General features: G+C 63.9%; 24 protein-coding genes and 1 pseudogene. 11 read left to right on the plus strand and 14 right to left on the minus strand.

Going from position 1 to position 23,794, the window contains the following annotated elements; translation table 11 throughout:
* Nucleotides 1–19 precede the first annotated feature (19 nt).
* The gene (locus tag NKH91_RS19710) at nucleotides 20–952 is read left to right on the plus strand and encodes a dimethylarginine dimethylaminohydrolase family protein (protein WP_023720586.1); all 933 of its coding nucleotides are present in this window, start codon (nucleotides 20–22) and stop codon (nucleotides 950–952) included.
* An 80-nt stretch (nucleotides 953–1,032) separates the two neighbouring features.
* On the opposite strand, the gene NKH91_RS19715 is transcribed toward NKH91_RS19710, so the two are convergent.
* Nucleotides 1,033–2,040: an ornithine cyclodeaminase family protein gene (locus NKH91_RS19715; RefSeq protein ID WP_023720585.1), complete on the minus strand. Its 1,008-nt coding sequence runs from the start codon at nucleotides 2,038–2,040 to the stop codon at nucleotides 1,033–1,035.
* A gap of 158 nt (nucleotides 2,041–2,198) precedes the next feature.
* On the opposite strand from NKH91_RS19715, the gene NKH91_RS19720 reads away from it, so the two are divergent.
* Entirely contained in the window at nucleotides 2,199–2,660 is a 462-nt protein-coding gene (locus tag NKH91_RS19720; RefSeq protein ID WP_023720584.1) for an Lrp/AsnC family transcriptional regulator, read from the plus strand.
* Between the two features lie 106 nt (nucleotides 2,661–2,766).
* On the opposite strand, the gene NKH91_RS19725 is transcribed toward NKH91_RS19720, so the two are convergent.
* Together NKH91_RS19725 and NKH91_RS19730 are read right to left on the minus strand one after the other, a co-directional pair.
* Nucleotides 2,767–3,150: a YybH family protein gene (locus tag NKH91_RS19725; RefSeq protein ID WP_352844636.1), complete on the minus strand. Its 384-nt coding sequence runs from the start codon at nucleotides 3,148–3,150 to the stop codon at nucleotides 2,767–2,769.
* 160 nt (nucleotides 3,151–3,310) lie between these two features.
* Nucleotides 3,311–4,060 (minus strand): SDR family NAD(P)-dependent oxidoreductase, encoded by a 750-nt coding sequence (locus tag NKH91_RS19730; RefSeq protein WP_352481692.1) that lies wholly within the window; start codon nucleotides 4,058–4,060, stop codon nucleotides 3,311–3,313.
* Between the two features lie 97 nt (nucleotides 4,061–4,157).
* Here NKH91_RS19730 and NKH91_RS19735 point away from each other — a divergent pair, with 97 nt between their 5' ends.
* Nucleotides 4,158–5,051 carry a LysR family transcriptional regulator gene (locus tag NKH91_RS19735; RefSeq protein WP_352589594.1) on the plus strand — a complete coding sequence of 298 codons (894 nt, stop codon included), beginning with the start codon at nucleotides 4,158–4,160 and terminating at the stop codon, nucleotides 5,049–5,051.
* Nucleotides 5,052–5,123: 72 nt separating this feature from the next.
* On the opposite strand, the gene NKH91_RS19740 is transcribed toward NKH91_RS19735, so the two are convergent.
* The gene (locus NKH91_RS19740; RefSeq protein ID WP_023722388.1) at nucleotides 5,124–5,546 is read right to left on the minus strand and encodes a VOC family protein; all 423 of its coding nucleotides are present in this window, start codon (nucleotides 5,544–5,546) and stop codon (nucleotides 5,124–5,126) included.
* A 217-nt stretch (nucleotides 5,547–5,763) separates the two neighbouring features.
* Here NKH91_RS19740 and NKH91_RS19745 point away from each other — a divergent pair, with 217 nt between their 5' ends.
* Nucleotides 5,764–6,966, plus strand: a complete 1,203-nt coding sequence (locus tag NKH91_RS19745) for an MFS transporter (protein ID WP_352844633.1) — start codon at nucleotides 5,764–5,766, stop codon at nucleotides 6,964–6,966.
* A gap of 87 nt (nucleotides 6,967–7,053) precedes the next feature.
* Here the strand turns inward: NKH91_RS19745 and NKH91_RS19750 are convergent, their stop codons facing one another.
* The gene (locus NKH91_RS19750; RefSeq protein ID WP_352884850.1) at nucleotides 7,054–7,956 is read right to left on the minus strand and encodes a sigma-70 family RNA polymerase sigma factor; all 903 of its coding nucleotides are present in this window, start codon (nucleotides 7,954–7,956) and stop codon (nucleotides 7,054–7,056) included.
* Between the two features lie 207 nt (nucleotides 7,957–8,163).
* On the opposite strand from NKH91_RS19750, the gene NKH91_RS19755 reads away from it, so the two are divergent.
* Nucleotides 8,164–9,570 carry a DHA2 family efflux MFS transporter permease subunit gene (locus tag NKH91_RS19755; RefSeq protein ID WP_352589600.1) on the plus strand — a complete coding sequence of 469 codons (1,407 nt, stop codon included), beginning with the start codon at nucleotides 8,164–8,166 and terminating at the stop codon, nucleotides 9,568–9,570.
* 56 nt (nucleotides 9,571–9,626) lie between these two features.
* Here NKH91_RS19755 and NKH91_RS19760 read toward each other — a convergent pair whose 3' ends face one another.
* Nucleotides 9,627–9,926: a P-loop NTPase family protein gene (locus tag NKH91_RS19760; RefSeq protein WP_156948281.1), complete on the minus strand. Its 300-nt coding sequence runs from the start codon at nucleotides 9,924–9,926 to the stop codon at nucleotides 9,627–9,629.
* Between the two features lie 205 nt (nucleotides 9,927–10,131).
* On the opposite strand from NKH91_RS19760, the gene NKH91_RS19765 reads away from it, so the two are divergent.
* The 6 genes and pseudogenes from NKH91_RS19765 to NKH91_RS19790 form a co-directional block, all read left to right on the plus strand.
* A complete protein-coding gene (locus NKH91_RS19765; RefSeq protein WP_352481688.1) occupies nucleotides 10,132–11,325 on the plus strand; it encodes an acyltransferase family protein in 1,194 nt (397 codons plus the stop codon).
* Between the two features lie 3 nt (nucleotides 11,326–11,328).
* On the plus strand, nucleotides 11,329–12,432 hold the full coding sequence (locus tag NKH91_RS19770) for a glycosyltransferase family 2 protein (RefSeq protein ID WP_023722381.1): 1,104 nt from the start codon (nucleotides 11,329–11,331) through the stop codon (nucleotides 12,430–12,432).
* Nucleotides 12,433–12,495: 63 nt separating this feature from the next.
* Nucleotides 12,496–13,467 carry a glycosyltransferase family 2 protein gene (locus NKH91_RS19775; protein ID WP_031195092.1) on the plus strand — a complete coding sequence of 324 codons (972 nt, stop codon included), beginning with the start codon at nucleotides 12,496–12,498 and terminating at the stop codon, nucleotides 13,465–13,467.
* A 9-nt stretch (nucleotides 13,468–13,476) separates the two neighbouring features.
* Nucleotides 13,477–15,261, plus strand: a complete 1,785-nt coding sequence (locus tag NKH91_RS19780; RefSeq protein WP_502899006.1) for an ABC transporter ATP-binding protein — start codon at nucleotides 13,477–13,479, stop codon at nucleotides 15,259–15,261.
* A gap of 1,071 nt (nucleotides 15,262–16,332) precedes the next feature.
* Nucleotides 16,333–16,551, plus strand: coding sequence for a hypothetical protein (locus tag NKH91_RS19785; protein WP_051409764.1), 219 nt, complete (start codon nucleotides 16,333–16,335; stop codon nucleotides 16,549–16,551).
* Nucleotides 16,552–16,663: 112 nt separating this feature from the next.
* Nucleotides 16,664–16,819: pseudogene (locus tag NKH91_RS19790) on the plus strand (SOS response-associated peptidase); the annotation flags it as partial.
* Nucleotides 16,820–17,145: 326 nt separating this feature from the next.
* Here NKH91_RS19790 and NKH91_RS19795 read toward each other — a convergent pair.
* The 8 genes from NKH91_RS19795 to msuE all read right to left on the minus strand — a co-directional run bounded on the left by NKH91_RS19795 (nucleotide 17,146) and on the right by msuE (nucleotide 23,298).
* Complete coding sequence (locus NKH91_RS19795; RefSeq protein ID WP_023722376.1) at nucleotides 17,146–17,295, minus strand: hypothetical protein; 150 nt, start codon at nucleotides 17,293–17,295, stop codon at nucleotides 17,146–17,148.
* 3 nt (nucleotides 17,296–17,298) lie between these two features.
* Nucleotides 17,299–17,628: a DUF2934 domain-containing protein gene (locus tag NKH91_RS19800; RefSeq protein ID WP_023722375.1), complete on the minus strand. Its 330-nt coding sequence runs from the start codon at nucleotides 17,626–17,628 to the stop codon at nucleotides 17,299–17,301.
* Between the two features lie 149 nt (nucleotides 17,629–17,777).
* A complete protein-coding gene (locus NKH91_RS19805; RefSeq protein ID WP_023722374.1) occupies nucleotides 17,778–18,407 on the minus strand; it encodes a BA14K family protein in 630 nt (209 codons plus the stop codon).
* Nucleotides 18,408–18,581: 174 nt separating this feature from the next.
* Complete coding sequence (locus NKH91_RS19810; protein ID WP_023722373.1) at nucleotides 18,582–19,343, minus strand: ABC transporter ATP-binding protein; 762 nt, start codon at nucleotides 19,341–19,343, stop codon at nucleotides 18,582–18,584.
* A gap of 32 nt (nucleotides 19,344–19,375) precedes the next feature.
* A complete protein-coding gene (locus tag NKH91_RS19815) occupies nucleotides 19,376–20,374 on the minus strand; it encodes an ABC transporter substrate-binding protein (protein ID WP_023722372.1) in 999 nt (332 codons plus the stop codon).
* Nucleotides 20,375–20,434: 60 nt separating this feature from the next.
* Nucleotides 20,435–21,283 carry an ABC transporter permease gene (locus NKH91_RS19820; protein ID WP_023722371.1) on the minus strand — a complete coding sequence of 283 codons (849 nt, stop codon included), beginning with the start codon at nucleotides 21,281–21,283 and terminating at the stop codon, nucleotides 20,435–20,437.
* Nucleotides 21,284–21,323: 40 nt separating this feature from the next.
* A complete protein-coding gene (locus NKH91_RS19825; protein ID WP_352481683.1) occupies nucleotides 21,324–22,688 on the minus strand; it encodes an LLM class flavin-dependent oxidoreductase in 1,365 nt (454 codons plus the stop codon).
* 52 nt (nucleotides 22,689–22,740) lie between these two features.
* Nucleotides 22,741–23,298, minus strand: coding sequence for an FMN reductase (gene msuE, locus NKH91_RS19830; protein WP_023722369.1), 558 nt, complete (start codon nucleotides 23,296–23,298; stop codon nucleotides 22,741–22,743).
* Nucleotides 23,299–23,794: the final 496 nt, after the last annotated feature.

The raw sequence follows: 23,794 nt of genomic DNA on the forward strand, positions 1-23,794 counted from the left end.
CCCTTCACGAGGAGAACCCATGACCGTCCATGACCGCATCGTCACCGAGCCGTTTTCGCTGCAGCGCCGCAACCCGGCCGGCGGCACCAAGAAGCTGACCGCCTGGGGCTTCGCCAACGAGACCGACGTGCTGACCGACGTGCTGCTCGGCTCGCCCAATTTCCTGCGCCATCTCTCGACCAGCTCGCTATCGCGAAAACATCTGCGCGAGGCGCCTTGCAATGTCCAGATCGCGCAGGCGCAGCACAAGGACCTTGTCGCCGCCTATGAGCATTTCGGCGTCAACATCCACTGGCATGAGCCGACGCCGGAACTGCCGATGCAGGTCTATTCACGCGATTCCAGCGTGATGACGCCATATGGCGTCATCATCACCGCGATGGCCAACTGGTGGCGGCGCGGCGAGAACTACGCGGCGATCCGCACCTATGAGAAGCTCGGCATCCCGATCTATGACATGGTCACCGCCGGCACATTCGAAGGCGGCGACTTCAACGTCATCGAGGACGGCGTGGTGCTGATCGGGTGCGGCGGCGCCCGCACGCAGGAGGAGGGCGCCCGCCAGGTGCAGGCCTGGTTCGACAAGGAGGGCTGGGAGACCCGCATCGCGTTCATCGACGAATATTACGTCCATATCGACCTGATGGTGGTGCCGATCGCCGAGAAGCTGACCGCCGTCTGCCTCGCCTGCACGGAGCCGGGCATCGTCGACTGGCTGAAGGGCAAGGGCCACGAGATCATCGACGTGCCGTTCCAGGACACGATGGCGCTCGGCTGCAACTTCATGTCGCTGGGCAAGGACAGGGTGATCGCGCCGACGTCCAGCCAGGCGCTGATCGGCCAGCTCAAGGCACGCGGCTTCGAGGTCGCGGCCATCGATATGAGCGAGATCTCGAAGACCGGCGGCGGCATCCACTGCATGGCACAGGCGCTGAAGCGCGAGCCGGCCTGAGGGGCCGGCCTTTAGCCCCAACGCTCCCACGAAAGCGCCATTGTCAGCAACGTCGAACCCGCCTGGCTCGCGGCACGCGCCTACAGCACGATGAGCTTTCCCTTGCGCAGACGCTTGGCGCAACGATAGGCGAGGTCGGCGGCGACCATGTCTTCCATCGCAATGCCCATCGCCTTGTAGGTGGTGATCTGTTGATTCGAAACGCGACCCGGCGCGCGGTCGAGCAGCATGGCGCCAAGCTCGGTGCCGAAATCCGGGTCGAAGCCGGCAAGCTCGCAAGAACCGACCGGGGTCGGTTTGAACGCATCCTTGGTTTCGACAAAAAGACTGGATTTGCCGATGAGCTCGATCGGCATTTCTCCGCCGGGCGGCGCCACCCCGACCGACGAGACATGCGTGCCCGGCTGGACCCAGCCTGCGTCGATCACCGGCTGGTAGGAGTGGGTCGCCAGGCACACCACGTCCGAACTGCGCACTGCCGCCTCGAGGTCGGCGACCGCCACCACCGACGGATGCAGCCGGGCAAGCGCTGCCGCATCGTCGAAGCTCTTCGAAGCGACCCGGATTTCGGCAAAGTCGCGCACCAGCGGCAACAGATGCAGGTGCTGGTTGGCCTGCACGCCGGCGCCGATCACTGTCGCTATCCTGGCATCCCGGCGGGCAAGCGCGCGCACCGACAGCACGGCGGAGCCGGAGGTTCGCACCGCGGTTATGAAGGTGCCGTCCATGATGCAGACCGGCAGGCCGGACAGCGGATCGAACAGGCTGATGGTGGCGAGATGGCTGGGCAGGTTCTTGGCCAGGTTGCCTTCGAAGACATTGACGATCTTGACGGTCAGGTTCATGTCCTCCATCCAGGCCGGCATGGCGAGGCTGTAGCCGGCTCCGGGGATGTCGAGCTGTGGTCGGGGTGGATTGACGACCTTACCTTGTGACAGCGCCTTGAAGCCGTCTTCCAGAACGTCGAGAAGCTGGCTGAGGTCGATGCACGCCATCACGTCGGCTTCGCTCAGCACCAGGATCTCGGTCGCTCCCTTGCTGATTTCCGCCGCACTCTTGCCGGCTGGGCTGCACGCTTCCTTGGTCATCCTGCACTCCTGTGTTCGTCGAAATCGGCTCACCACATCTGCTTTGAGTGGGTGAGGGAAGCGCAGGCTATTGCGAGGTTTTATGTGATGAAATACGTTGATTTTGGCATCTGTGCGTGAATTAAGCACACAAATCCCTGAGATAGAGTGGATTGTGAATGGACGATCTCGACCAGATAGACCGCAGCCTGCTCCGGCTGCTGCAGGAGGATGGGCGCCGGACGACGCTTGATCTTGCCGGGCGTGTCGGGCTGTCGCCGACCGGAACCAGCCAGCGGGTGAAGCGCCTGTTCCGCGACGGGTTCATCACCGCGGTCAGGGCTATGCTCGATCCGCGCAAGGTCGGCAGGGGAACGCTGGTGTTCATCGAGGTCAGGCTTGACCACACGGCGCCGCATGTCTTTGACCGCTTCGCCGAAGCCGTGGCGAAAGCTCCGGAGGTTCTGGAGTGCCATATGGTGGTTGGCGGTTTCGATTATCTGGTCAAGGCGCGGATCGCTGAAATGGCGGTGTTCCAGGATTTCCTGCAGCGGGTCATCCTGCCTCTGCCCGGCGTGCGCGAAACGCACACTTTCGCCTCCATCGCCGATGTCAAGCCGAACGCCCTCTTGCCGGTGTAATCAGATGGAGGAGGGGAATGCTGTTCAGGGCGACGTTGAACGCATCTTCGCCACCTTGTCGCTCCCCCTAGCGCGCCTCCTGGTGCAGAGATGCCGGAGACCGGCTCTAGCCTTGCAGGGTCAGCAGGTTAGCGTCGCGCGCGAGCCGCCACTCACCATCTGGCTCCTTGCGGAGGAGCGTCAGCGCATATCCCGATCGATGGACCGGCTCGCCATTCGGCGGGGTCGCGGTCATGTCGATGCGGCTGCGGATGAAGGCCCAATTGCCGAGAAGCTGTAGTTCCACGATATCGCTCGTGCCGTCGATATGAACGCCGGCCGTCTCCTGCGCGGCCGCCGCGAAGATCTCCTTGTCGAAGGGTTCCCGGCCGGGAACCATGAAGATCGCATCGTCCGTCATCAAGCTGAGGACAGTCGCGATGTCTCCACGCTTACTCGCATCCATCCACATCTCGACCAGCTTTCGGATTGCTGTTTCGTCGCCCGTCATCCGTTACCTCCCTGGCATCTCGCCGTCATCGATAGCGCACGGCGCTCCTCCGTCGCTGAAACATAGGGCTTAGATCGCTGTCGTCATCGATTGCGGTGGTCCTCGACGTCGCGCGGCGTGGGGCATGGTCCGCGAAACGGCAGGTCCTGGCCCTCGATGCCTATCGCCAGCCACCCGAGGCGGTGATGCGCTCGCCGGTCAGCCATGACGCCTCGTCGGAAGCGAGGTACACCGCGACGCGGGCGACGTCATCGGGCAGGCCGAAGCGACCGAGCGGGGTCATGGCGATAATCTGCTTCTCGAATTCGCTGCCGACGATGCCGATGCGCGCGAGGCCTTCGGTATCGATGCCGCCGGGCGCGATCGCGTTGACGCGGATGTTGCGTGCGCCGAGCTCCCGCGACATCGACAGCGTGATCGTGTCCACCGCTCCCTTGGTGGCGGCGTAGACGAGCGAGTTCGGCTGCGGATTGCGGCTGGCAACCGAGCTTATGTTGATGATGCTGCCGCCGCCCGGGCCAAAATGGCTCACTGCTGCTTGCGTGGTCAGAATGATGCCCAACACATTGGTGTCGAACTGACGGTGGAACTCGGCCTCGGTAACCGCTTCCAGCGGCTCGAACGCGAAGACGCCGGCATTGTTGACCAGGATGTCGAGCCCGCCAAACTCCGATTTCGCCGCCTCGAACAGGCGGCGCACGTCGGCCGCTTGCGACACGTCGCCCTGGACGGTGACGGCGCGGCCGCCACGGTCCTCGATCTCGGCGACGACGCGGTCGGCGCCTTCCTGTGACGAGGCGTAGTTGACGACCACCGCGGCGCCGGCCGTGGCAAGACCCTTGGCGATGGCAGCGCCGATACCCTTGGAGGCGCCGGTGACGATGGCGACCTTGCCGTTCAGCTTGCTCATCAAATCTCTCCTTTGTCGATGATGAGCGGTATTTAATGATGATCAAAAATCGTATTAGGATCATCATGATCCATTCTTTCGTGCCTGGAATTCCGGAATGACCACCATCCTCGAAAAGACCGCCGGTCTCGTCGCCTTCGTCCGCACGGTCGATGCCGGCTCGTTCCATGCCGCCAGCCGGCTGGTCGGCTCCAGCCCATCGGCGGTGTCGAAAAGCGTGGCGCGGCTCGAGCGGCGGCTGGGCGTCAGGCTGATCAAGCGCTCGACGCGCCGGCTCGGGCTGACCAGTGAGGGCATCGCTTATTACGAGCGCGTGGCGCCGCTGCTCAGGGCGCTGGACGATGCCGAAGACATCGTCCAGCTGGCCGATACAGCGCGCGGCCTGCTGCGCGTCACAGCGCCGGTCGAACTCGGCCGCGGCCTGATCGCGGCATGGGCGCAGGCGTTCCTTTCGCGGCATGGCGCAGTCAAACTAGAGCTCAGCGTCACCGACCGCCACGCCGACCTGATCCGCGAAGGCTATGACGTTGCGGTGCGCATGGGGCAGCTCTCGGACACCGGGCTCATCGCGCGCAAGATCGCCAATCTGCCGATCGTGCTGGTGGCCTCACCGGCCTATGTCGAGCGGCGCGGCCGTCCGGCATCGGTCGAGGATTTACCGAACCACGAATTCGTCCGCTACCAGATGGCCGGCCGGCCCTATCCCGTCACTTTTGCCGACGGTACGATGATCGTGCCGGACGGACGGCTCGATACCGATGATGGTGGTGCCATCCGCAATGCGGCACTTGCCGGCGCCGGCATCGCGCATCTGATGCGGTTTGCCGTGCAGGACGATCTCGACACGGGCCGCCTGGTCCGCATCCTGCCCGAGGTGGCGATGCCGACCATGCCGGTGTACATCGTCCATGCGTATGGGCGACAGCTACCCGTCCGGGCGCGGCTGTTCGTCGACTTCCTGGCGGGCCGGATGGCGGCGCTGATGCGATAGCGCAGGGCGGAATGACCTCCGCAGCCGATCCGACGCCGTCGCAAGCAAGATTCTTGCCCCATCACCCGATCTTCAGAACGCAATCTTCACTGACTCGGCGCTGCGGTTGGCCGGGCCGTGGTGGACGGCCTCGATATTGTTGCCGTCGGGATCGAGCAGGAAGGCGGCGTAGTAGCCGGGATGGTAGTGCTGCCGCTCGCCCGGTGCGCCATTGTCCGTGCCGCCGCCATCGAGGCCGGCCCTGTAGAAGGCGTCGACCATGGCGCGGTCCTTTGCCTGGAAGGCAAGGTGGTGGCGCCCCGTCAGCTTTCCCTGGGCTGCCGGGCTGTCGGGGCTGGAGATGAACAGCTCGTCGGCCCAGAAATAATCCTCGGCGCTGCCGCCGATCGGAATATCGAGCACCTTGAAAACCGCCTCGTAAAAGCGCCGGCTGGCCTTGAGATCCCTGACCACCAACTGGATGTGGTCGATGAGACGGCCGCGATGAAGTTCCATACCTGATAGCTCCTTATCGCCAGGCTGGAAATCTAGCTCAGCACTGTGCACGGTCAATGCAATGGAGCAATTGAGCGGCGCAATTTCTTGACTGGATAAAAAATGCAACCGGATTGTCGGATTCAAAACGTCTCCAACGTCCTTCGGACGCAAGCGGCTCGGCGAAGCTCGAAAAGGTCGTGCCGTATCAACGCTTCCGGCATGGGAGAAAAGTGAAATGAGCCTTCCCTATCGTTGGGTTATCGTCGCGGCTGGCGCGCTGATGACCTGTGTCGCCCTCGGGGCGATGTTCTCGCTGGCGATCTTCCTCGAACCGATGGCGCTCGACACACAATGGTCGCGCGCCGGCATATCGAGTGCGATGACGCTGAACTTCCTGGTAATGGGCCTCGGCGGCTTCGCCTGGGGCGCCATTTACGACCGCTTCGGCGCTCGCATCGTCGTCATGACCGGCGCCGTATTGCTTGGCCTGGCGCTGGTCCTGGCCAGCCGCACCGGCTCGCTGCTCGTTTTCCAGCTGACCTATGGCGTGCTCGTCGGCCTCGCGGCAAGCGCCTTCTTCGCGCCGATGATCGCGCTGACCTCCGCCTGGTTCGACACGAACCGCAGCCTCGCGGTCTCGCTGGTCTCGGCCGGCATGGGCGTAGCGCCAATGACCATCTCGCCCTTCGCGCGCTGGCTGATTTCGGCCTATGACTGGCGCACGGCGATGTTCGATATCGGCATAATCGCGTGGGTGCTGCTACTGCCGGCCGCGCTTCTGGTGCGCCAGCCGCCCCAGCCCGCTGCCGACGGCGCTGCCCCAACCGTTGCCGCCGAGGGTGCCGGCATGACGGTTCCGCAGGCGCTGCGCTCGCCGCAATTCATCGTGTTGGGACTGACCTTCTTTGCCTGCTGCGCAGCGCATTCGGGGCCGATCTTCCATATGGTGAGCTATGCGATGCTGTGCGGCATAGCGCCGATGGCGGCGGTCAGCATCTACAGCATCGAGGGCCTGGCAGGGCTCGGTGGCCGGCTGCTTTACGGCGTGCTTGCCGATCGGCTGGGCGTCAAGCCGGTGCTGATCACCGGGCTGGCCATACAGGCGGTGGTCATCGCCGCCTATCTGGCGGTCAGCGAGCTTGGTCAATTCTACACGCTCGCCGTCATCTTCGGCGCCACCTATGGCGGTGTCATGCCGCTCTATGCGGTGCTGGCGCGCGAATATTTCGGCCAGCGCATCCTCGGCACGGTGTTCGGTGCCGTAACCATGCTGTCCAGCCTCGGCATGGCTTTCGGCCCGCTCGCCGGCGGCATGGTGTTCGATGCCTATGCCAGCTATTCCTGGCTGTTCATCGGCTCGGCCCTTGTCGGGCTTGGCGCGATGGCGATTGCGATCGCCTTCCCGCCGCTGCCGCGCCGGGAGTTGCAACCGGCTTAAAGCCGGATCAGCAGAAAAGGGCGGCCGCTTGAATGGCAAGCGGCCGCGATCTGGCAGTGCTTGTTCGGCATTATGAAAAGCGAATTGCTATGCTCGCAGAGGCACCACCTCGGCGCCATCAAGCGTGTAGCGCGCATAGCGGAAATCGCGAATTCTCGCCAATCTGTCGCCCGTCCATTCCAGCAGGATAAAGTATCTTGGCCCTCCGGCCGAGTCATCCGGATCGATGACAAGTATGGCTGGGTGCCGATCCACCAGGCCTGGAAGCAGCCGCCAATCGTGGATACCCGCGTAATTGTGGAAGTACCGGCCCACTTTCGTGCGGCCGCTCGCCCGGAGCCGGTTGACGAGGTCAAGCCGCACGTCCTCGGCCAGCATGTCGCGGATCGTATCGAAGTCGCGGGCGTTGAACCGCTCCACATAGGCTGCCAGACGCGCCCGCTCGGGCTCGGCCAACACCGGCACAGGCCGATCGTCAGGCTCGCCGGCGACTTCGCGCAGGCGCAGACGGCCGCGATGCAGTGCGGCTTTCACCGCCGGAACGCTGCTGTCAATAATGTTGCCGATCTCTTCGATCGTATAGCCGAGCACATCCATGAGGATGACGCTGCTACGCTGCGCCGCGGGGAGGCGCATGAAGGTCTGCAGGCTTGCGGCTGCAGTGTGTCGACCCTCGGCCGACATGCCGGGGTGAGGTATCATGTCGATATCCTCGATGGCATGCGCGGCATCCACCCTGGCGCGACGGCGCAGGTGGTCGAGCGCCGCATTGTGCGCGATGCGGAACAGCCAGCCCTCGACATTGGCTATCGGTCCGGTCCCTGGGAACGCCTCGAGCGCCTTGACCGTAGCTTCCTGGACGACATCCTCGGCATCGATCACCGAACCGGTCATGCGGGCACAATAGCGGTGCAGTTTCGGCCGCAATTCGCCGAGCAGCCGGTCAAATGGCTCCCGTCCTTCTGGCGTGCCGGATGCGGATCCGGTCATCGCACAAGGATCGATTTCATTCCGTATCTCCCAGGGCAGGCGCGCCCGCCATCAGGCGCAGCGTCTTATAGACGCTCGACGATGGCAAAAGGATTCGGTCGAAAAAAACTTTCTTTAGCTGGAATCCTTTGGTGGTGCCTCCGCGTCTCTGGATCATGGGACCGCGAGACTGGTGGGCCATCTGTTCAAGCCGGAGGCGCCATAATCATGAGCAAGCAAAGTGCGGGATCAACGAAGGTCTGGGTTCTCGCCCTCACGTCGATAGGCTCCTTGATGGTCGTTCTCGATGCGATGGTCGTGGCGACCGCATTGAGCACGATGCGGGTCGAACTCGATGCCTCGCTGGAGACGCTGCAATGGACGATGAACGCCTATAATTTGAGCTTTGCCGTCCTGCTCATGACCGGGGCTGCGCTCGGTGACCGGTTCGGTCGCCGCCGTACGCTCGTTGCCGGATTGGCGTTGTTCGTCGCAGCGTCGGTTGCCTGCGCGCTCGCTGGAAATGCCGGATTGCTGATTGCGGCCCGTGCGGTTCAGGGCGCGGGTGCTGCAATGGTCATGCCGCTGGCCATGGCGCTGCTGAGCGTCGCTTTTCCCCCGGAGGAACGAGGCAAGGCGCTGGGTATCTTCAGCAGCATCACCGGCCTGGCCCTGATCATCGGTCCGATGGCGGGCGGTGCGATCTCCGAAGGCCTCTCCTGGCACTGGATCTTCTGGCTCAATGTTCCGGTCGGCATCGTTCTCATCCCGCTGGTGCTGCGTCGGATTCCGGAGAGTTACGGGCCGGGCACGGCTATCGATGTCCTCGGCGTCGTGCTGGTGACTGCGGCGGCATTTGGAGTGGTCTGGGGTCTGATGCGCGGCAACATCGTCGGCTGGAGCAGCTCTGAAGTGCTGTCGGCGCTGACGGCCGGGCTGGTTCTGGCCATCGCATTCGTCCTTTGGCAGCTGCGTACCCGTGAGCCCATGCTGCCTTTGCGGTTCTTTCAGGCGCGCGCATTCTCCTCGGGCGTAGGGGCGAACTTCCTGCTCTGCGCCGCCATGTACGGCCTCGTATTCCTGCTGCCGCAGTTTCTGCAGTTTGCCCAGAGCCGTGGGCCGCTCGGGGCCGGCATGGGATTGCTGCCCTGGACCGCCACGCTTTTCGTGGTCGCACCGATCGCCGGCAGCCTGATCAACCGCGTCGGCGAGCGCTGGCTTGTCGTGGCCGGATTGATCCTGCAAGCGGCTGGAATGGCCTGGCTGGCGCAGATCGCAGCACCTGATCTGCCCTACATCCAGCTAGTCGCGCCCCTGATCATTACCGGTGCCGGCGTGTCGATGGCCATGCCTGCCGCGCAGAATGCGGTCCTCAATGCGGTCGCGCGGCCGGAGGTCGGCAAGGCTGCCGGCACGTTCAATACATTCCGCTTTCTGGGCGGCGTATCCGGGATCGCGATCGCCGGTGCGGTGTTCGCCGGCACTGGAAGCTTCTCGTCCACCGACGCGTTCAGCGATGGCTTCACCGCGGCAATCGACGTCTCCGCGCTGCTCTCGCTCGCCGGCGCGCTCGTCGGAATGGGGCTTCCGGAGCGTCGCACAGTGGCGCTCGCGAATGCCGGCAAGGAGGCGTAATTGTCGCTCGGAGGCGGGAAGCTCGCGCGAAGCGGGTCCCCGCTTCAAAACGCCTTCTACTGCCCGGCGGATGCGAGGGTGCCGCTCGCCATGAGGCCCCACAACTGGTCGGCGCTCAAGTGCCTGGCGGATCCGTCATAGGCCACGCGTCCGAGGCTGAGAACCACGATCCTGTCGGCCAGCGCCCGCACCGTGGCGAGATCGTGTGTGACGAGGCTGACGCCAGTGCCGCTGGCGGCGATCGAACGGATCAGCTTCACGCGTTCCGTGATGGCGGCGAACATGCTGCATCGCAGCACCCTGCCGCCGATATCGGCGGGCCAAGGCAGCGCGCGAAAATCGTCAAAAATGGACAATTCGGGCTGGTTCCCGCTGTTTTTTGGCTTTTATTAGCCGCGCCTCACGTTCCTGTTTCAAATATGTCAACTTTTTGTGTTGCGTTGCACAATGGTGGCGCCTTATCCTGCGTGAGGGGGGCGCTTCCGATTGGAAATGCGCCGTGAACGACGCCGCTATGTTGACCGATTGGCAGTTTCGCCGTCCCGCCGGCGCACGCCGCTAATGGGAAATGCGCGCGACACCCAATTGGACGCGCTGAGGGCCATCGCCGTGACGATGGTGCTGTACGCACACTTCTTCGCGGCCGGAGGATCCTCGTTCTGGGGCCATATCGGCGTACGTCTGTTCTTCGTGCTGAGCGGCTTTCTGATTACCCGCCTGCTGCTCGAAGCCCGCTCGGCCGCCGAATTCGAAACCGGACCGGCGCTGAGATCCTTCTATATCAGGCGGGCGCTGCGGATATTCCCGCCCTATTTCGCCGTGCTGGGTTTCGTCTGGCTTACGGACATGGAGCAGTCGAGAGGATCGCTGGCCTGGCACGCGCTCTATCTGTCGAATTTCTGGTACGCAGCGCAGAATGAATGGACGCCCTGGCTGCTCTGCCATTTCTGGAGCCTGAGCATCGAGGAGCAGTTCTATATCGCCTGGCCGTTGATCGTGCTGCTGGCGCCGCGCCGGCGCCTCGAAGCGATCTGTATCGCCGTTATCGGGCTGTCGCTGGCCTACCGGTTTTATTGGCCGATCGCGGGAACACCCGGTTTGTCGCGCGACCTGCTGCCGCCGGCGTCGATGGACGCGCTGGCGTCAGGGGCGCTGCTTGCCGCTTACCGGTCAAGATCCGCTGGCCTGCCGCAATGGCTTCGAGCTGGCTGGCCGTGGCTCGCCGCGGCGTTTTTCGTTCTGCAGTGGTTTGCGCCGGCGCCGGCAAATCCGCTGCAGGAATGGGGCCTCTGGCTGCTGTTGCAGATCCTGCCTCTCGTGCCGCTGGTGGTCATCGTTGCAAGCTGTTCGACAGGCGTTGGTGGCTATATCGGAAAAGGTCTCGAACTGCCGCCGCTGCTTGGCCTTGGCCGCATCAGCTACGGCGTTTATCTCTACCATCCGATAGTGCTGTCGCTCGTCGTCAAATCGCAGCCCTGGATTCCGCTCAACGTCTCGGAACAAGGGCCGGGACGGTTCCTGGTGGCGGGAACGGTGACGCTCATGCTGGCGTCGGTTTCATGGCTGCTTTTCGAGAAGCCGCTCAACAGCCTAAAGCGCCACTTCCCCTATGTTGCCCGGAGAGGCCGAGCCGGCTTCCCGACAGGCATCGATACGACCAACAGCGGTTGGCTCGCGGCAGGAGCATATCCGAGCAGGCCGCTTGATGGCGCATCGCGCTTGCCACGCAAGTTGCAACGAAGCGGTCGGGGCTGACCAATGGCTGCTCCCTTAGTCTCCGTTCTGCTGCCGACCTACAATGCGGGACCTTATCTTGCCGCTGCGCTGGGTAGCATCCTGCGCCAGGATTACGATCGTCTGGAGGTCATCGCCATCGATGATGGCTCGACCGACAACTCACTGCAGATCCTACAGAAATACCGCCAGGCCGACAATCGCATCTCGATCATCTCACGCGAAAACCGTGGCCTGATTGCAACTTTGAACGAAGGCCTGGCCATGGCCCGCGGCGATCTGGTCGCCAGGATGGACGCCGACGATGTCGCCTATCCCCGGCGCCTGTCGCGACAGGTCGCGCTGTTCAACCAGCAGCCTGATCTCGCGCTGTGCGGCGCGGGTTTCGACACCTTGCTCGGCAACCGCATCGTCAGGGGTTCGCCCGATCCGATATTCCAGGACAATAGCCTGCGCATCTTGTCGATGTTCTTCACGATCTGCATGCATTCCACGGTCGTCTACAACAGGAAGGTCATCGAAGAGAGCGTTCTATTTTATAACGAAAGGTACAAGCACGCCGAAGACTTCGACCTGTTCAGGCGGCTGACCGACCGCTACCCGGCGGCCATGATCCCCGAAAGCCTGATCGCCTATCGTATCCATGACGACAGCGTGACCAACAGGCACAAGCGCGAAATGCGCAGGACGCATTTGAAGATCGTCGCCGAGAACCTCGAGCGCGAGGGGCTCGCGGAAGAGACGCAAGACCTCCGCGACATCGGTGAGGTCCTGTCGATGGGCACGGTTCGCCGTGCCGCCGAGTGGATCCTTGCGCTGGAAGAAAGGATTGCCGCGCTGCCGGCCGAGGCGAGGCCGAGCTACCAGGCCGGCACGCTGAACCTGTTCTACTTCCTCTATCAGCTCATATCGGGAGAAAGACAGCCGTTGCTGATGCACGAATTCCTGACGCGGACCGCGAAATGGAAGCTCATCCGGCGCCGCGAGCAGTACGTGTTTCGCACCGGTGCCTTCGCGCCGCGCTTCAGTCTCGCCTCGATGTCGGTCACCAGGCAGGTGGATGCCCTGTCGCGGTATCTGCAATCCGTGCCGGCCGCGGCGGTTTTGCCTTCGAACCAGTTGAGCTAGCAACGCATGTTCGTCAAATCGCACCAGCTCCAGCAGCGCGGCCACTCGACGGTGCCGGCGGCCATGTCGCCGCGGCCGCAGCATGGACCGGCGCCGGCGGTCAGCTTCATCGTCTGCACACGCGACCGCGTCGCCGTGCTCGAGCCCTGTATCAGGTCGATCCAGGCCGCGTGTCGTGCCCATGCCGACTTTGCCGCCGAGCTGGTGGTTGTCGACAACGGCTCGACCGACAGCACCGCCAAACGGCTGGCCAGCATCGCCGAACTGTCGGACATCCCGTTCACCGCTATTCGCGAACCACGACCTGGACTGGCGGCCGCGCGCAACGCCGGGCTGGAGCGGGCGCGGGGCCGCGTGCTCGTCTTCGTCGACGACGATTGCGCAGTCCACAAGGATTATCTGCACGATCTGCAACGGCACTATTCGGCCGGCGAACGGGTCATCCGTGGTGGCCGCGTCGAGATCGGCGATCCCCGCGACCTGCCGTTCACCATCAAGCGGTCGCCGGTGCGCGCGCGGCTTACGCCGGATGTCCATCCCGGTGGCTTCGTGCTTGGCTGCAACATGACGATGCACCGTGATGTTGCAGCCCGCATCGGCCGTTTCGACGAACGCTTCGGCGCCGGCGGCCCGCTGCGCTCGGCCGAGGATACGGACTATCTCGTGCGGGCGGTGCTGCTTGGGATTCCGGTCGAATATGTGCCCGACATGACGATTTACCACCATCATGGTCGGCGCGATCGCAAGGCCATAGAAAAGCTGCACCGCGACTACAGCATGGGCAATGGCGGGCTTTGCCTGAAACATATCCGGCACGCGCCGTGGCTGCTTCGCCATTTCTACTGGTCCATGAGGGCGGCCTTGCGCGAACTGAGGAAAGGCCCTCTGTTCGACCGTGAACTCAAGCTGTCGCACTGGCCGATCATCGGCATGAACTTGCTCGGCGCGGCCAAGTTCGCGGTGCTTTCGCTGGTGAAATCGCCGCAGCCGGCGCAAATGCGACAGGAGCAACAGGCAAATGCCGAGGCGAGGTGATCCGCAATCATGCGATTGATGCCGCCCAGCCTGCCGATGCTGCGCCGCGCGCTCGGGCAAAAGCAGTTGCGCCTGCTTCCGGCCGTGGTGGTGCTCGGGCTGCTCAGTGCGGCGCTTGAGGGGTTCGGCATCGGCCTGATCATCCCGTTGCTGAACATAATCATGGGGCAGGGGCAGACCGGCATGGCTGGCTTTTCCGCCGTCTTCCAGCATGTCGGATCCAGCCTGAGCGAGCGCGACCGGCTGATCGTCATATCCGTCGCCATCCTCGGCTCGATCGTGCTCAAGAACCTGTTCGCCTACGCCAATACGCTGCTGACCACCTTCATCTACGGCAAGGCAAGCCATTCGATCCGCAGCGCGCTGTCGGAGCAGCTGCTGCGGGTGGGCTACCCGTTCTTCCTGCAGCAAAGCCCTGGACGGCTGCTCAACATCATCTCCAACGAATCCTGGCGGGCCTCGGATGCCATCCAGATCACGCTGGGGGCAATCGTCAACGCATCGGCCGCGATCATCCTGCTGACCTTCCTGCTGCTCCTGTCGTGGCAGATGACGCTGCTGGTCACGCTGGGCCTGGCGCTGGTGCAGGTCGCGCACGCCATGCTGTCGGCCAATCTGAAGGCGCCGAGCCGCAGCGTCGCCTCCCGCAACAGCCAGCTCGCATCACAGATGCTGCATCTGGTGCATGCCGGACGGCTGATCCGCATCTTCGGCCAGGAGCAACGCGAGAAGGCGGCATTCGACCAGGCATCGGATGCAGTGCGCCGGGCGGCGTTCGTGCTTTTGACGCGTCAGGGAGCGTTGCCGCCGCTGACCGAGGTTCTGCACGCCATGCTGTTCCTGGCGGTGGTGATCGGCGCCTGGTTCGCCAATGTCAGCTTCCCGCTGATCGTCGCCTTCGTCATCCTGCTCTACAGGCTGCAGCCCTACATGCGGTCGCTGCAAATGGCCTCGAGCCAGTTGCAGGGCCTGAGCGGATCGCTTGAAGAGGTGACGTGGATGCTGGACCCATCCGGTAAGCCCGAGCCGCCGCAAGGTGACGCGGCGTTCCCCGGGCTCAGCCAAGGCATCAAGTTCGAGGACGTCACCTTTACCTATTCTGGTTCGGAACAGCGCGCGGTGGTGCTGCATGCGGCGAATTTCGACATCCGCAGCGGCCGCTCGACCGCGCTGATCGGCCGCTCTGGCGCCGGCAAGACGACGATCGTCAATCTCCTGTGCCGCTTCGTCGAACCGGATAGCGGCAGGATCCTCGTCGATGGATCGCCTCTGGACCGCATCGACCCCAGCCAATGGCGAAAGCACATCGCGCTCGCCAGCCAGGAGCTGGAGCTGGTCGACGGCACGATTTTCGACAACATTATCTACGGCCAGGACGCGGCCTCGGCCGATGACGCCGAGCGCGCGGCAAAACTGGCCGAAGCGCATGGCTTCATCGAGCAACTGCCGCAAGGCTACAGGACCGTCGTCGGCTACCGCGGCGTCAACCTCTCGGCGGGACAGCGGCAGCGGATCGCGCTGGCCAGAGCCCTGGTGCGCGATCCCGATATCCTCATCCTCGACGAAGCCACCAATGCGGTGGACGGGCTGTCGGAAGCGGCGATCGTCGAGACGCTGAAGTCGCGCGCCGGCCGCCGCACCACCATCGTCATCAGCCACCATCGCAGCACCATCTCGTTCTGCGACGACGTGGTGATCCTGAGCCACGGCCGCGTGAAAAAGCAGGCGCCCTTCGCGGCGCTCGCGACGCTCAGCATGGACGAGCTTTACCAGCACGAGGCGCTGGAGGGCTGAGGGCGCCCCCCGCTGCGTGCGCGCGCTGGGAGGTCGTCTCGGATGTCAAGCCAGGTCAAGCATCTCAGGGCGAGGAGCCCTCCGCCATGCCTCTCTGCAGGATTTCTGGGATGATGAGTGATCCCGAGCTTACCCGCTTTCGATCTGGAGCGTACACAACCAAGGGTCCGCCTGCCAAATCCATCAATGGCAGGCGGACCCTAATCAGCGCTGAAGGGACTGATTCTGCGCCGATCTCTCCTCGAGGAGGTGACGCCATCAAGACGGGCGCAGTTGTTCCCGGCGCCGGCCGTACACGAGACCATTGCGCAGGCAGGTCAGACTTAGGTCCTATAAACGGGCATCGCTGGCTGGAGTGAACATCGGGTTTGCTCGGTGGTAGCGAAACTTCGGCCGGAGGTCGACGCAGCCATTGGGTTCCGGGGCATGGCTCGGCGCTGATCATAGGCGGCGATCGATCCCCGCACGCCTGATGGAGGGGCGCTTGCATTCCTGCGGAATGCCCATCCACCGGCGCCAAGTGAAGTTCTCCAAGCGGTACGGGCTCAGCGGTCGTCAAGCTGTTGCTAATATGCAGCACAGGCAGCGCTCTATGAACAGCGTCGCTTGGAACCGCTACCTCCGACCAACCGTTAGTGTCACAATGACGAACCAAAAAGTGAGGCTGACGATGGACCCGCTGCAAAACAACACGTTGGAGATCTGGTGTCTTGCGGCTGTTCCGCTGTCACTGCTCCTTACGGTGTTATTAGCCGGATTTATTCTTTAGCTGACCCAACGAGGCCGGCTTTGCGGACCGGGCCAGGAAGATGAAAATGACGGCCATTAGGCACGGTAGGGTCGCGGACACCCCGTGGCACCAGGCCGTGGCTGCCTTTTCCAACGTGCCCCCATAATCGGCTCTTTCGAGCGGTCCGGCTCGCGGCGATTGCTCGCGGCGCCGTGGCGAGGGCGAGCATCCGAGCTCGTACGTTTTTTACACAATCTCTGATTGGTGGACTCGCCCGACGCCATCGACGTTAATTTTGCGTTAGCGACAGGAGGGGGAAGATCGCTAACGGGAGGAAGAAAATGAAAGAAAACTACGATCTGACGATCGACTACGACGACGTGCCTTACGACAACAAGCCTTACGATCTAGCCACATTCGCAAGGAAGCACGGGCTCAACATTCGAGCGGCCGAGCTTCTTCTTTTCGCCAAAGGCCCGTCTCGAGCGGCCTGCGATGCCGCGGCGAGGGCTTTTCTGGCGGCAGTCGCCGCACAAGCTATGAGACAATCGGCGCGGTAGGTCTCACAAAGCCATTGCTGACACGGCCTGCCGTGTCAGCAACCTAACGGACAGCGCTGGAAATTCCGGGCCGTTTCCAACAAGATGCCTAAGCATCCGGGAACGGCCTGAAATGTGCAATCTTTACAATATCACGACCAGCCAGGAGGCCATTCGCCAGTGGACCCGCGCCTTGCGCGATATCCTCGGCAATCTCGAACCCTCCATCGACATCTATCCCAACCAGCCAGGCCCTGTGGTGCGCAACACGCCGGACGGCGAACGCGAATTCAATTCGCCCGTGACATTTTTGTTCCCGTTTTGTTCAATTTGACCAGAAACTAGTGGAGGCATCGCCCACATTGCAAGCGAACGCTTCGTCACTGAAAGGTTTATGCCGCTTGCGCGAAGTGCATCAGGTACGGTTCTGAACAATTTGCATACCGTGCTAAAATCCGCGGGCGACCGCGATGGGCGTCGCTACCTGCTTCTGGACGCACCATGTTCTCGTAAACTGTCCGGCGCAGAGATGCGTGGCCGCCGTCTTCGCAGGCTCAGGTTCCGTCAGGCATCCGGCGCGGCTGCCTGGCAAGCGACAACACGCCCAACGCCGCCTCAATGCTTCTTGAAATACTGCACCTCACGTTCGTGCTTCTCCGCAGCCTCGCGGCTGTCAAACGTCCCGAGATTGCGGCGCTTGCCGGTCTTTTCGTCCTTCTTGCGCGAATAGAGGCGGTATTTTCCGTCTTTGAGTTTTCTGATCATCTGTCACTCCCCGAGCCGCTGCTTCCCCTTGAGGTTGCGCGCGGCTTGTTCGATCGCCGCCCGGTCGTTGCCCAGCCTGTCGATCAGCTCCTGTGCCTGTTCGCCCGATATGCCGGTGCGCACCGCCAGGGCCTCCACCGTCAAGACGTCGGAACTCGCGAACTCGCGGGTTTCCGGCAGGGCATCGCCTGCCGTCAGCGGCAGGGCTGCCTCCCTGTCGATCTCGGCCTCGGCCCGGTGCCAGTGCCGCTCGGGATCGCCATGGATCCCGCCTTCGCGTTCCCAGATCTGGTATGCGCGCTCACGAATCTTGTCGTCCCGTTCGTCGCCCATCTTAATTCCTCCTTTGCCTGTCGGATGAACGCCGCGCCGATCCGAACGATCCAAAAAAATTTGCGTGATCGTTGGTTAGCCGCTCGAGGGTGGGATCGCACAAGACACCATGCCCTTCGGTCCGCTAGCCCGCCATCCGGCGCGCCAGCCTACTCGCACTGCCGACGTGGCCCGCCGGAATACGGTTGATAGCTGTTGTCCTCCGGCCGGTACGAGCGGTAGCGGCTGAAGCAGTATTGGACGTGGTCGGATGAGAACTCGGCGCCGCCGGGTTCATCCGGTGGCGGGTAGCCCTCCACTGACGACGTATCGCTCGCCTCGACGTAGCTGCCGTCATCGGCGGCGTCGAGATAGGGCGATATGCAGGGGCGCTGTTGGCCGCTGTAGGATGTGTAGCGGTTGTCGCCTGGCCTGTAGGAGCGGTAGCGGCTGGCGCACCATTCGACATGGGCGGCGGGCAGCGTCTGCTGCTCTTCCACCGCCGGCTTGATGGAGCCGGTGGTGTCGGGTGTCGAAGCTGCGGCGGTGTCGGCGGGTTTCGAGCTGCGATCAACTTCCGAGGTGCGAACGGGAACCGGGCGGGCCGGGAGGCGCTCGAGGCGCTGCGAGGCCGGGTTTACCGGGCGCGGATCCTTGGCCCACAGTTCGGCGACGCTGGAGACCGGGGCGGGCGGCCGCACCGGCTTGGCTATCAATAGCCAGGTGGCGAATGCGAGGCCGCTGGCGAATACGGCGAGCGTCAGGACGAAGCCGCCAAAGATTGCGAACAAAGCTTTCATGCCGCGCTCCTTCGCCTCCCGGTTAAGGAAATGCGGGGGCGGGGAATCCGGTTCCAGGAAAGAGCGCGGGGGGAGAGGATTTCAAAAAAGGAAGACCCCTCTCCGTCTCGGCTTCGCCGAGCCACCTCTCCCCGCTTTGCGGGGCGAGGAACCCAAGATCGCGTAGGGGGCCTTTCAGTGCAGGCCGAATTCGCGCAGCAGTTCTTCGCGGTAGCGTACGAAGCGGCTTTCGCTGCGCTCGCGCGGGCGGGGCAGGTCGATGTCGATCAGCCGCGCCGCGCCGCCTTTCTCCTTGGGCAGGATCAGCACCCTGTCGGCCAGGTAGATCGCTTCCTCGAGGTCGTGCGTCACCATCACCATGGTGACGTTCTCCTCGCTCCAAATGCGCGCCAGTTCCTCCTGCATGCCGATCTTGGTCATCGCGTCAAGCGCGCCCAGCGGCTCGTCGAGCAGCAGGATTTCGGGCTGCACGGTCAAGGCGCGGGCGATGCCGACGCGCTGCGCCATGCCGCCCGACAGCTGCCTCGGGAAAGCATCGCCGAATTCGGCGAGGCCGACGAGCGCGATATAGAAGCGCGCCCGTTCCTCGGCCTCGGCCTTCGGCACGCCGCGCACTTCGAGGCCGAAGGCGACATTGCCGAGCACGGTCAGCCAGGGCAGCAGGCGCGGTTCCTGGAAGATCACCGCGCGCTCGGCGCCGACGCCGTGCACCGGCTTGCCGTCGATGGCGACGCCGCCGCTGTCGGCGGCCTCCAGCCCGGCAAGAATGCGCAGCAGCGTGGTCTTGCCAGATCCGCTGGCGCCGACGATGACCAGGCATTCGCCCGAGCGGATGTCGAGGTTGAGGGTCCTCAGCACGGCAAGCGAGCGCCCGCCGATGCTGAACGATTTGGACAGGTCGCGTATGCTGACCTCACCGCCGCTTGTGCTGCTCATCGCGCTCGTCTCCCAGCTGCCGGTTGGCCTTGTCAGTTGGTCTTGGTTTCGCCGGGCCGGTAGAGGATGTCTGTTGCCTTCAGCTTACCCTTTGGCAGGCGACCGTCGCGCTCGAGCACGCTGACCCAGAAGTCGATGTCGCGGTCCGTCGCCTTGGCCCCCTGGCGCAGCCCGAAGCCGGTCCAGTAGCGCGCCAGCTCGCCGTTTTCGCCGCGCTTGTCGAGGATTGTCGCGAGCACCTTGCGCGCTTCGTCGGGGTTCTGCAGCGACCAGTCGGAGGCGCGCGCCGATTGCTCGACGAAATTGCGGGCGGCGTCGGGATGCGCGGCGATGAAGTCGCGCCTGAGCACGACGAAGCCGCCGGCCAGTTCGCCCAGCACGTCGGTGTCGTTGAACACGCCACGCACGCCGCCATTGTCGACCAGCGCGCCGGCAAAGGTCGCCTGCCAGTAGCCGAGCGCCGCGATGTCGACCTGGCGGGAGCGCAAGGTCTGTTCGAGTTGCGGTCCGGGCACGACGACGAGATTGGCGGCGTCCGGCGACAGGCCGACGCTGTGCAGCGCCTCGCGCACGGTGTAGTCGAGATGGGCGCCGAGCGTGTTGACGGCGATTGTCTTGCCGGCAATGTCGGCGATCGATTTGATCGGGCTGTCGTCGAGCACGTAGAAGACGCTTCGCACCTTGCCGTTGATGCCGTTGCTCGGATAGGCGGCGACGAAGTCGTTGCCGCCGGAGATCGAATTGATCACGGCGGCGGTTGCGGCCGAGCCGATATCGACGCTCCCGGAGGCCAGCGCAAACAGCGATTCCGGGCCGCCGCCGGAATAGCCGACATTCTCGACCTCGATACCGAGGCCTTTGAAATAGCCGAGCTCGCCGGCAAGCTCATGCGGAGAGATGCTGCCGCGGCTGGCGAGGGAGCGGAACTTGACGGGTGCCGCTTCGGCAAAGGCGAGGCGCGGCAGGCCGGCGGCGAGAAGGCCGGCGGCAAAGGGCGCGCCGGCAAGCAGGGAACGGCGAGTGATTTTCATGGTCCGGTCTTCCTTGGTTCTGGCCTGGCTTGGCCTGGTTGGGAGATGGCGAAGGGGTGGTCAGTCGACGGCATTGCTCCAGCGGCAGAGCCGCCGCTGCAGGCTGACCAGCGCCTGGTTGGCGATCAGGCCGAGGCCGGCGAGGATGACGATTGCCGCAAACATCAGCGGGATCTGGAAATTGTACTGCGCGTTCATCACCTGGAAGCCGATGCCCTTATTGGCGCCGATCATTTCGGAAGCGATCAACAGCAGCAGCGCCGTGGTGGCGCTGAGCCTCAGCCCAACGAAGATCGAGGGCACGGCACCGGGCAGCACGACGCGGCGGAAGACGGTGAGCTGCCTGGCGCCATAGACGCGGGCCATCTCCAGCAGTTTCGGATCGACCTGCTTGACGCCGCCGATGGTGTTGAGCAGCAGCGGGAACAGCGTCGCCCAGAAGATGACGAACACCTTGGAGGCTTCGCCGAGCCCAAGCAGCAGGATGAATACGGGATAGAGCGCCAGCGCCGAGGTCTGGCGGAAGACCTGCAGGATGGGATCGAGCGCGGTCTCGACCGCGCGCACCTGGCCCATGAACAGGCCAAGCGGGATGGCGACCAGCACGGCGGCCGCGAAGGCGAGACCGGCGCGCTGCAGGCTGATGGCGATGTCACCGAGCAGAGTGCCGCCGGCCAACCCCTTCCAAAGTGCCGCGACAATCATGTCGATCGGCGGCAGCACGGCCGTGTTGACCCACCCGGCGCTGCTCGACACTTGCCAGATTGCGAGGAAAGCGATGAGGGCGCCGTAGCGCGACAGGAAGCGGATGCCTGCCCGGCCGCCGAGGCGCAGGAAGTCCGTGCCCAGGCTTGTCGTGCCGTCACGCGTGCCGAGGCTGGCGGCCTGTTCGATGTGCTGCAAGGTCATCGTCTTGCCTCTCGCTTCGAGGGTAGTGGGCTTCTCGGGATTATTCGGCGGCCAGCACGGCCGAGCGGGCGGCGGTCCACGGGTTTTCAGGCCGCCTGAGGCCGAGGTTCTCGCGCAGCGTCCTGCCTTCATAGGCGGTGCGGAACAGGCCGCGGCGCTGCAGTTCGGGGATCACCAGCTCGACGAAGTCGTCGAGCCCGCCGGGCAGCCAGGGCGGCAGGATGTTGAAGCCGTCGGCGGCTTCGTTGCCGAACCATTCCTCCAACTGGTCGGCGACCTGCACTGCGCTGCCGATGACGGTGTAATGGCCGCGGGCCGTCGCCACCCATTGGTAGAGCTGGCGGATGGTGAAGTTGTGCTCGTCGGCAATCTGGCGGATCAGCGCCTGGCGGCTCTTCATGCCTTCGGTTTCCTTGCTCGGCGGCAGCGGGCCGTCGAGCGGATAGCCCCTGATGTCGAGCGTCTGGCCTGCCAGCCCGTTGAGCAGGGCGACGCCGTCTTCGGGCAGGATGAGATCGTTCAGCTGCTGGTATTTGGCGCGCGCTTCTTCTTCGGTACGGCCGACGAAGGGTGCTACGCCGGGCATGATCAGCACCTGCTCGGGATCGCGGCCGACGGCCGCCACGCGGGCCTTGATGTCGCGGTAGAATTCCTGCGCCGACGCCAGGTTCTGATGGGCGGTGAAGATGACTTCCGCCGAGTGGGCGGCGAGCTTGCGGCCGTCCTCCGATTGCCCCGCCTGCACCACCACCGGGTGCCCCTGCACAGGGCGCGGCACGTTGAGCGGACCCTTGACGCTGAAATGCGCGCCCTTGTGGTCGATGTCGTGGAGCTTGTCCTTGTCGTAGAAGCGCCCCGATTTCTTGTCGCGGATGAAGGCATCGTCCTCCCAGCTGTCCCACAGCGCCTTGACCGTCTCGACATGCTCATGCGCGCGGGTATAGCGCTCGGCGTGGGCAGGCTGGGTATCACGATTGAAATTGCGCGCGGTTTCGTCGCCGGCCGAGGTGACGACGTTCCAGCCGGCGCGGCCATTCGACAGATGATCGAGCGAGGCGAATTTGCGGGCGAGCGTGTAGGGCTCCTCGTAGGTGGTCGAGGCGGTGGCGATGAAGCCGAGATGCGTGGTGAGCGGCGCCAGCGCTGCAAACAGCGTCACTGGCTCGAAGCCGGCGATCTTGGCATTGCCGCCTTCGCGGGCGCCGAGCCCGACCGTCAGATTGTCGGCGAGGAAATAGGCGTCGAACAGGCCGCGCTCGGCGGTCAGGGCAAGCTGCTTGTGGAACTCGAAATTGGTGGCACCGTCGGCCGGCGCCTCGGGGTGACGCCAGGCGGCGATATGCTGTCCGCCGCCGGGCAGGAAAGCGCCCAGTTTGATCTGCCTGGATTTCTTGGATCTGGTCATCGCGGCGTGCTCCTGGATTGGTCGGGGAGGGGATCTCGGGTCAGTAGTGCGTTCAGGCGGCAAGGCCGACGCGATAGGGCACTCCGGTTACCCGGCATGCCTCGGCGACCGCCTGCCGGGCGCGGGCATGGATCGCGTCCGACACCAGCACGCCATTGGCAAAGTCCTTGTCGGAGGCGTAGATCGCGGTCGGCACGGTCAGCGCCTCGAAGAAGCCGAACAGCGGCCGCAGCTGGTGCTCGACGATCAGCGAATGGCGCTCGCCGCCGCCGGTCGCGGCGAGGATGACGGGCTTGCCCCTCAGCGATGACGGGTCGAGCAGGTCGAAGAAATGCTTGAAAAGCCCGGTATAACTGCCTTTGAAAGTGGGCGAGCCGGCCACCAGGATGTCGGCGCCCAGCAGCCGTTCGACGATGTTGCGCGCCGCCGGGTCGAGGTCGCCGAGGCGCCTTGCCTGCGGCAGGGACGCGCCGAGATCCTCGATGTCGAAGACGGCCGAGGCTGCGCCGATGCTTTCGGCGGCCTGCCCGACAATGTGGCTGACGAACGCCTTGGTCTTCGATGGCCGGGTCAAGTTGCCCGACAGCCCCACCACGAGCTTTTTCGACATTCCTGGCTCCCTCTCAAGCGCTCTATTTTAAGATCTTGGGTCTAGCGATCTATTTTAAGTCTAGAGATTTTGTAGAATTAAAAGAGCGAGAAAATTTCAAAAGCAGGGCGATGAGCGAACTGAGTTTGCTGCACATCGCCCGTAATTGGTTCATTCAACGCGCCGTACCGCGCTGAAAGATCGCTGCAGCGCCTGCAGCCGCGATAGCGTAGCGCGTCGGACAGAGCGCATGAACAGCCGGCCGGACATATCAGGCAAGTCGCCCTCGGGCGCTCCGGCGCGACGTCGGGGAACCATGTCCTGATGCCACGATCCTGGATGGCCTGGCGGCCCTCGGAGAGGACGCGGCGCGGGCACAGGCCAAGGTGCTGGCGTGGGCTCCGCGGCATGTGGCGAGTCAGGCCAATTTGATTCAAATCCGGCTGTGGATATTTGCTTTTGGGTAAATCGAGGCGGTCATCTTGCCGGCCGGCGGGCAACAGGGAGAAGCCTATGA

It is taken from the genome of Mesorhizobium sp. M0894, from assembly GCF_040319725.1.
Classification (GTDB): domain Bacteria; phylum Pseudomonadota; class Alphaproteobacteria; order Rhizobiales; family Rhizobiaceae; genus Mesorhizobium.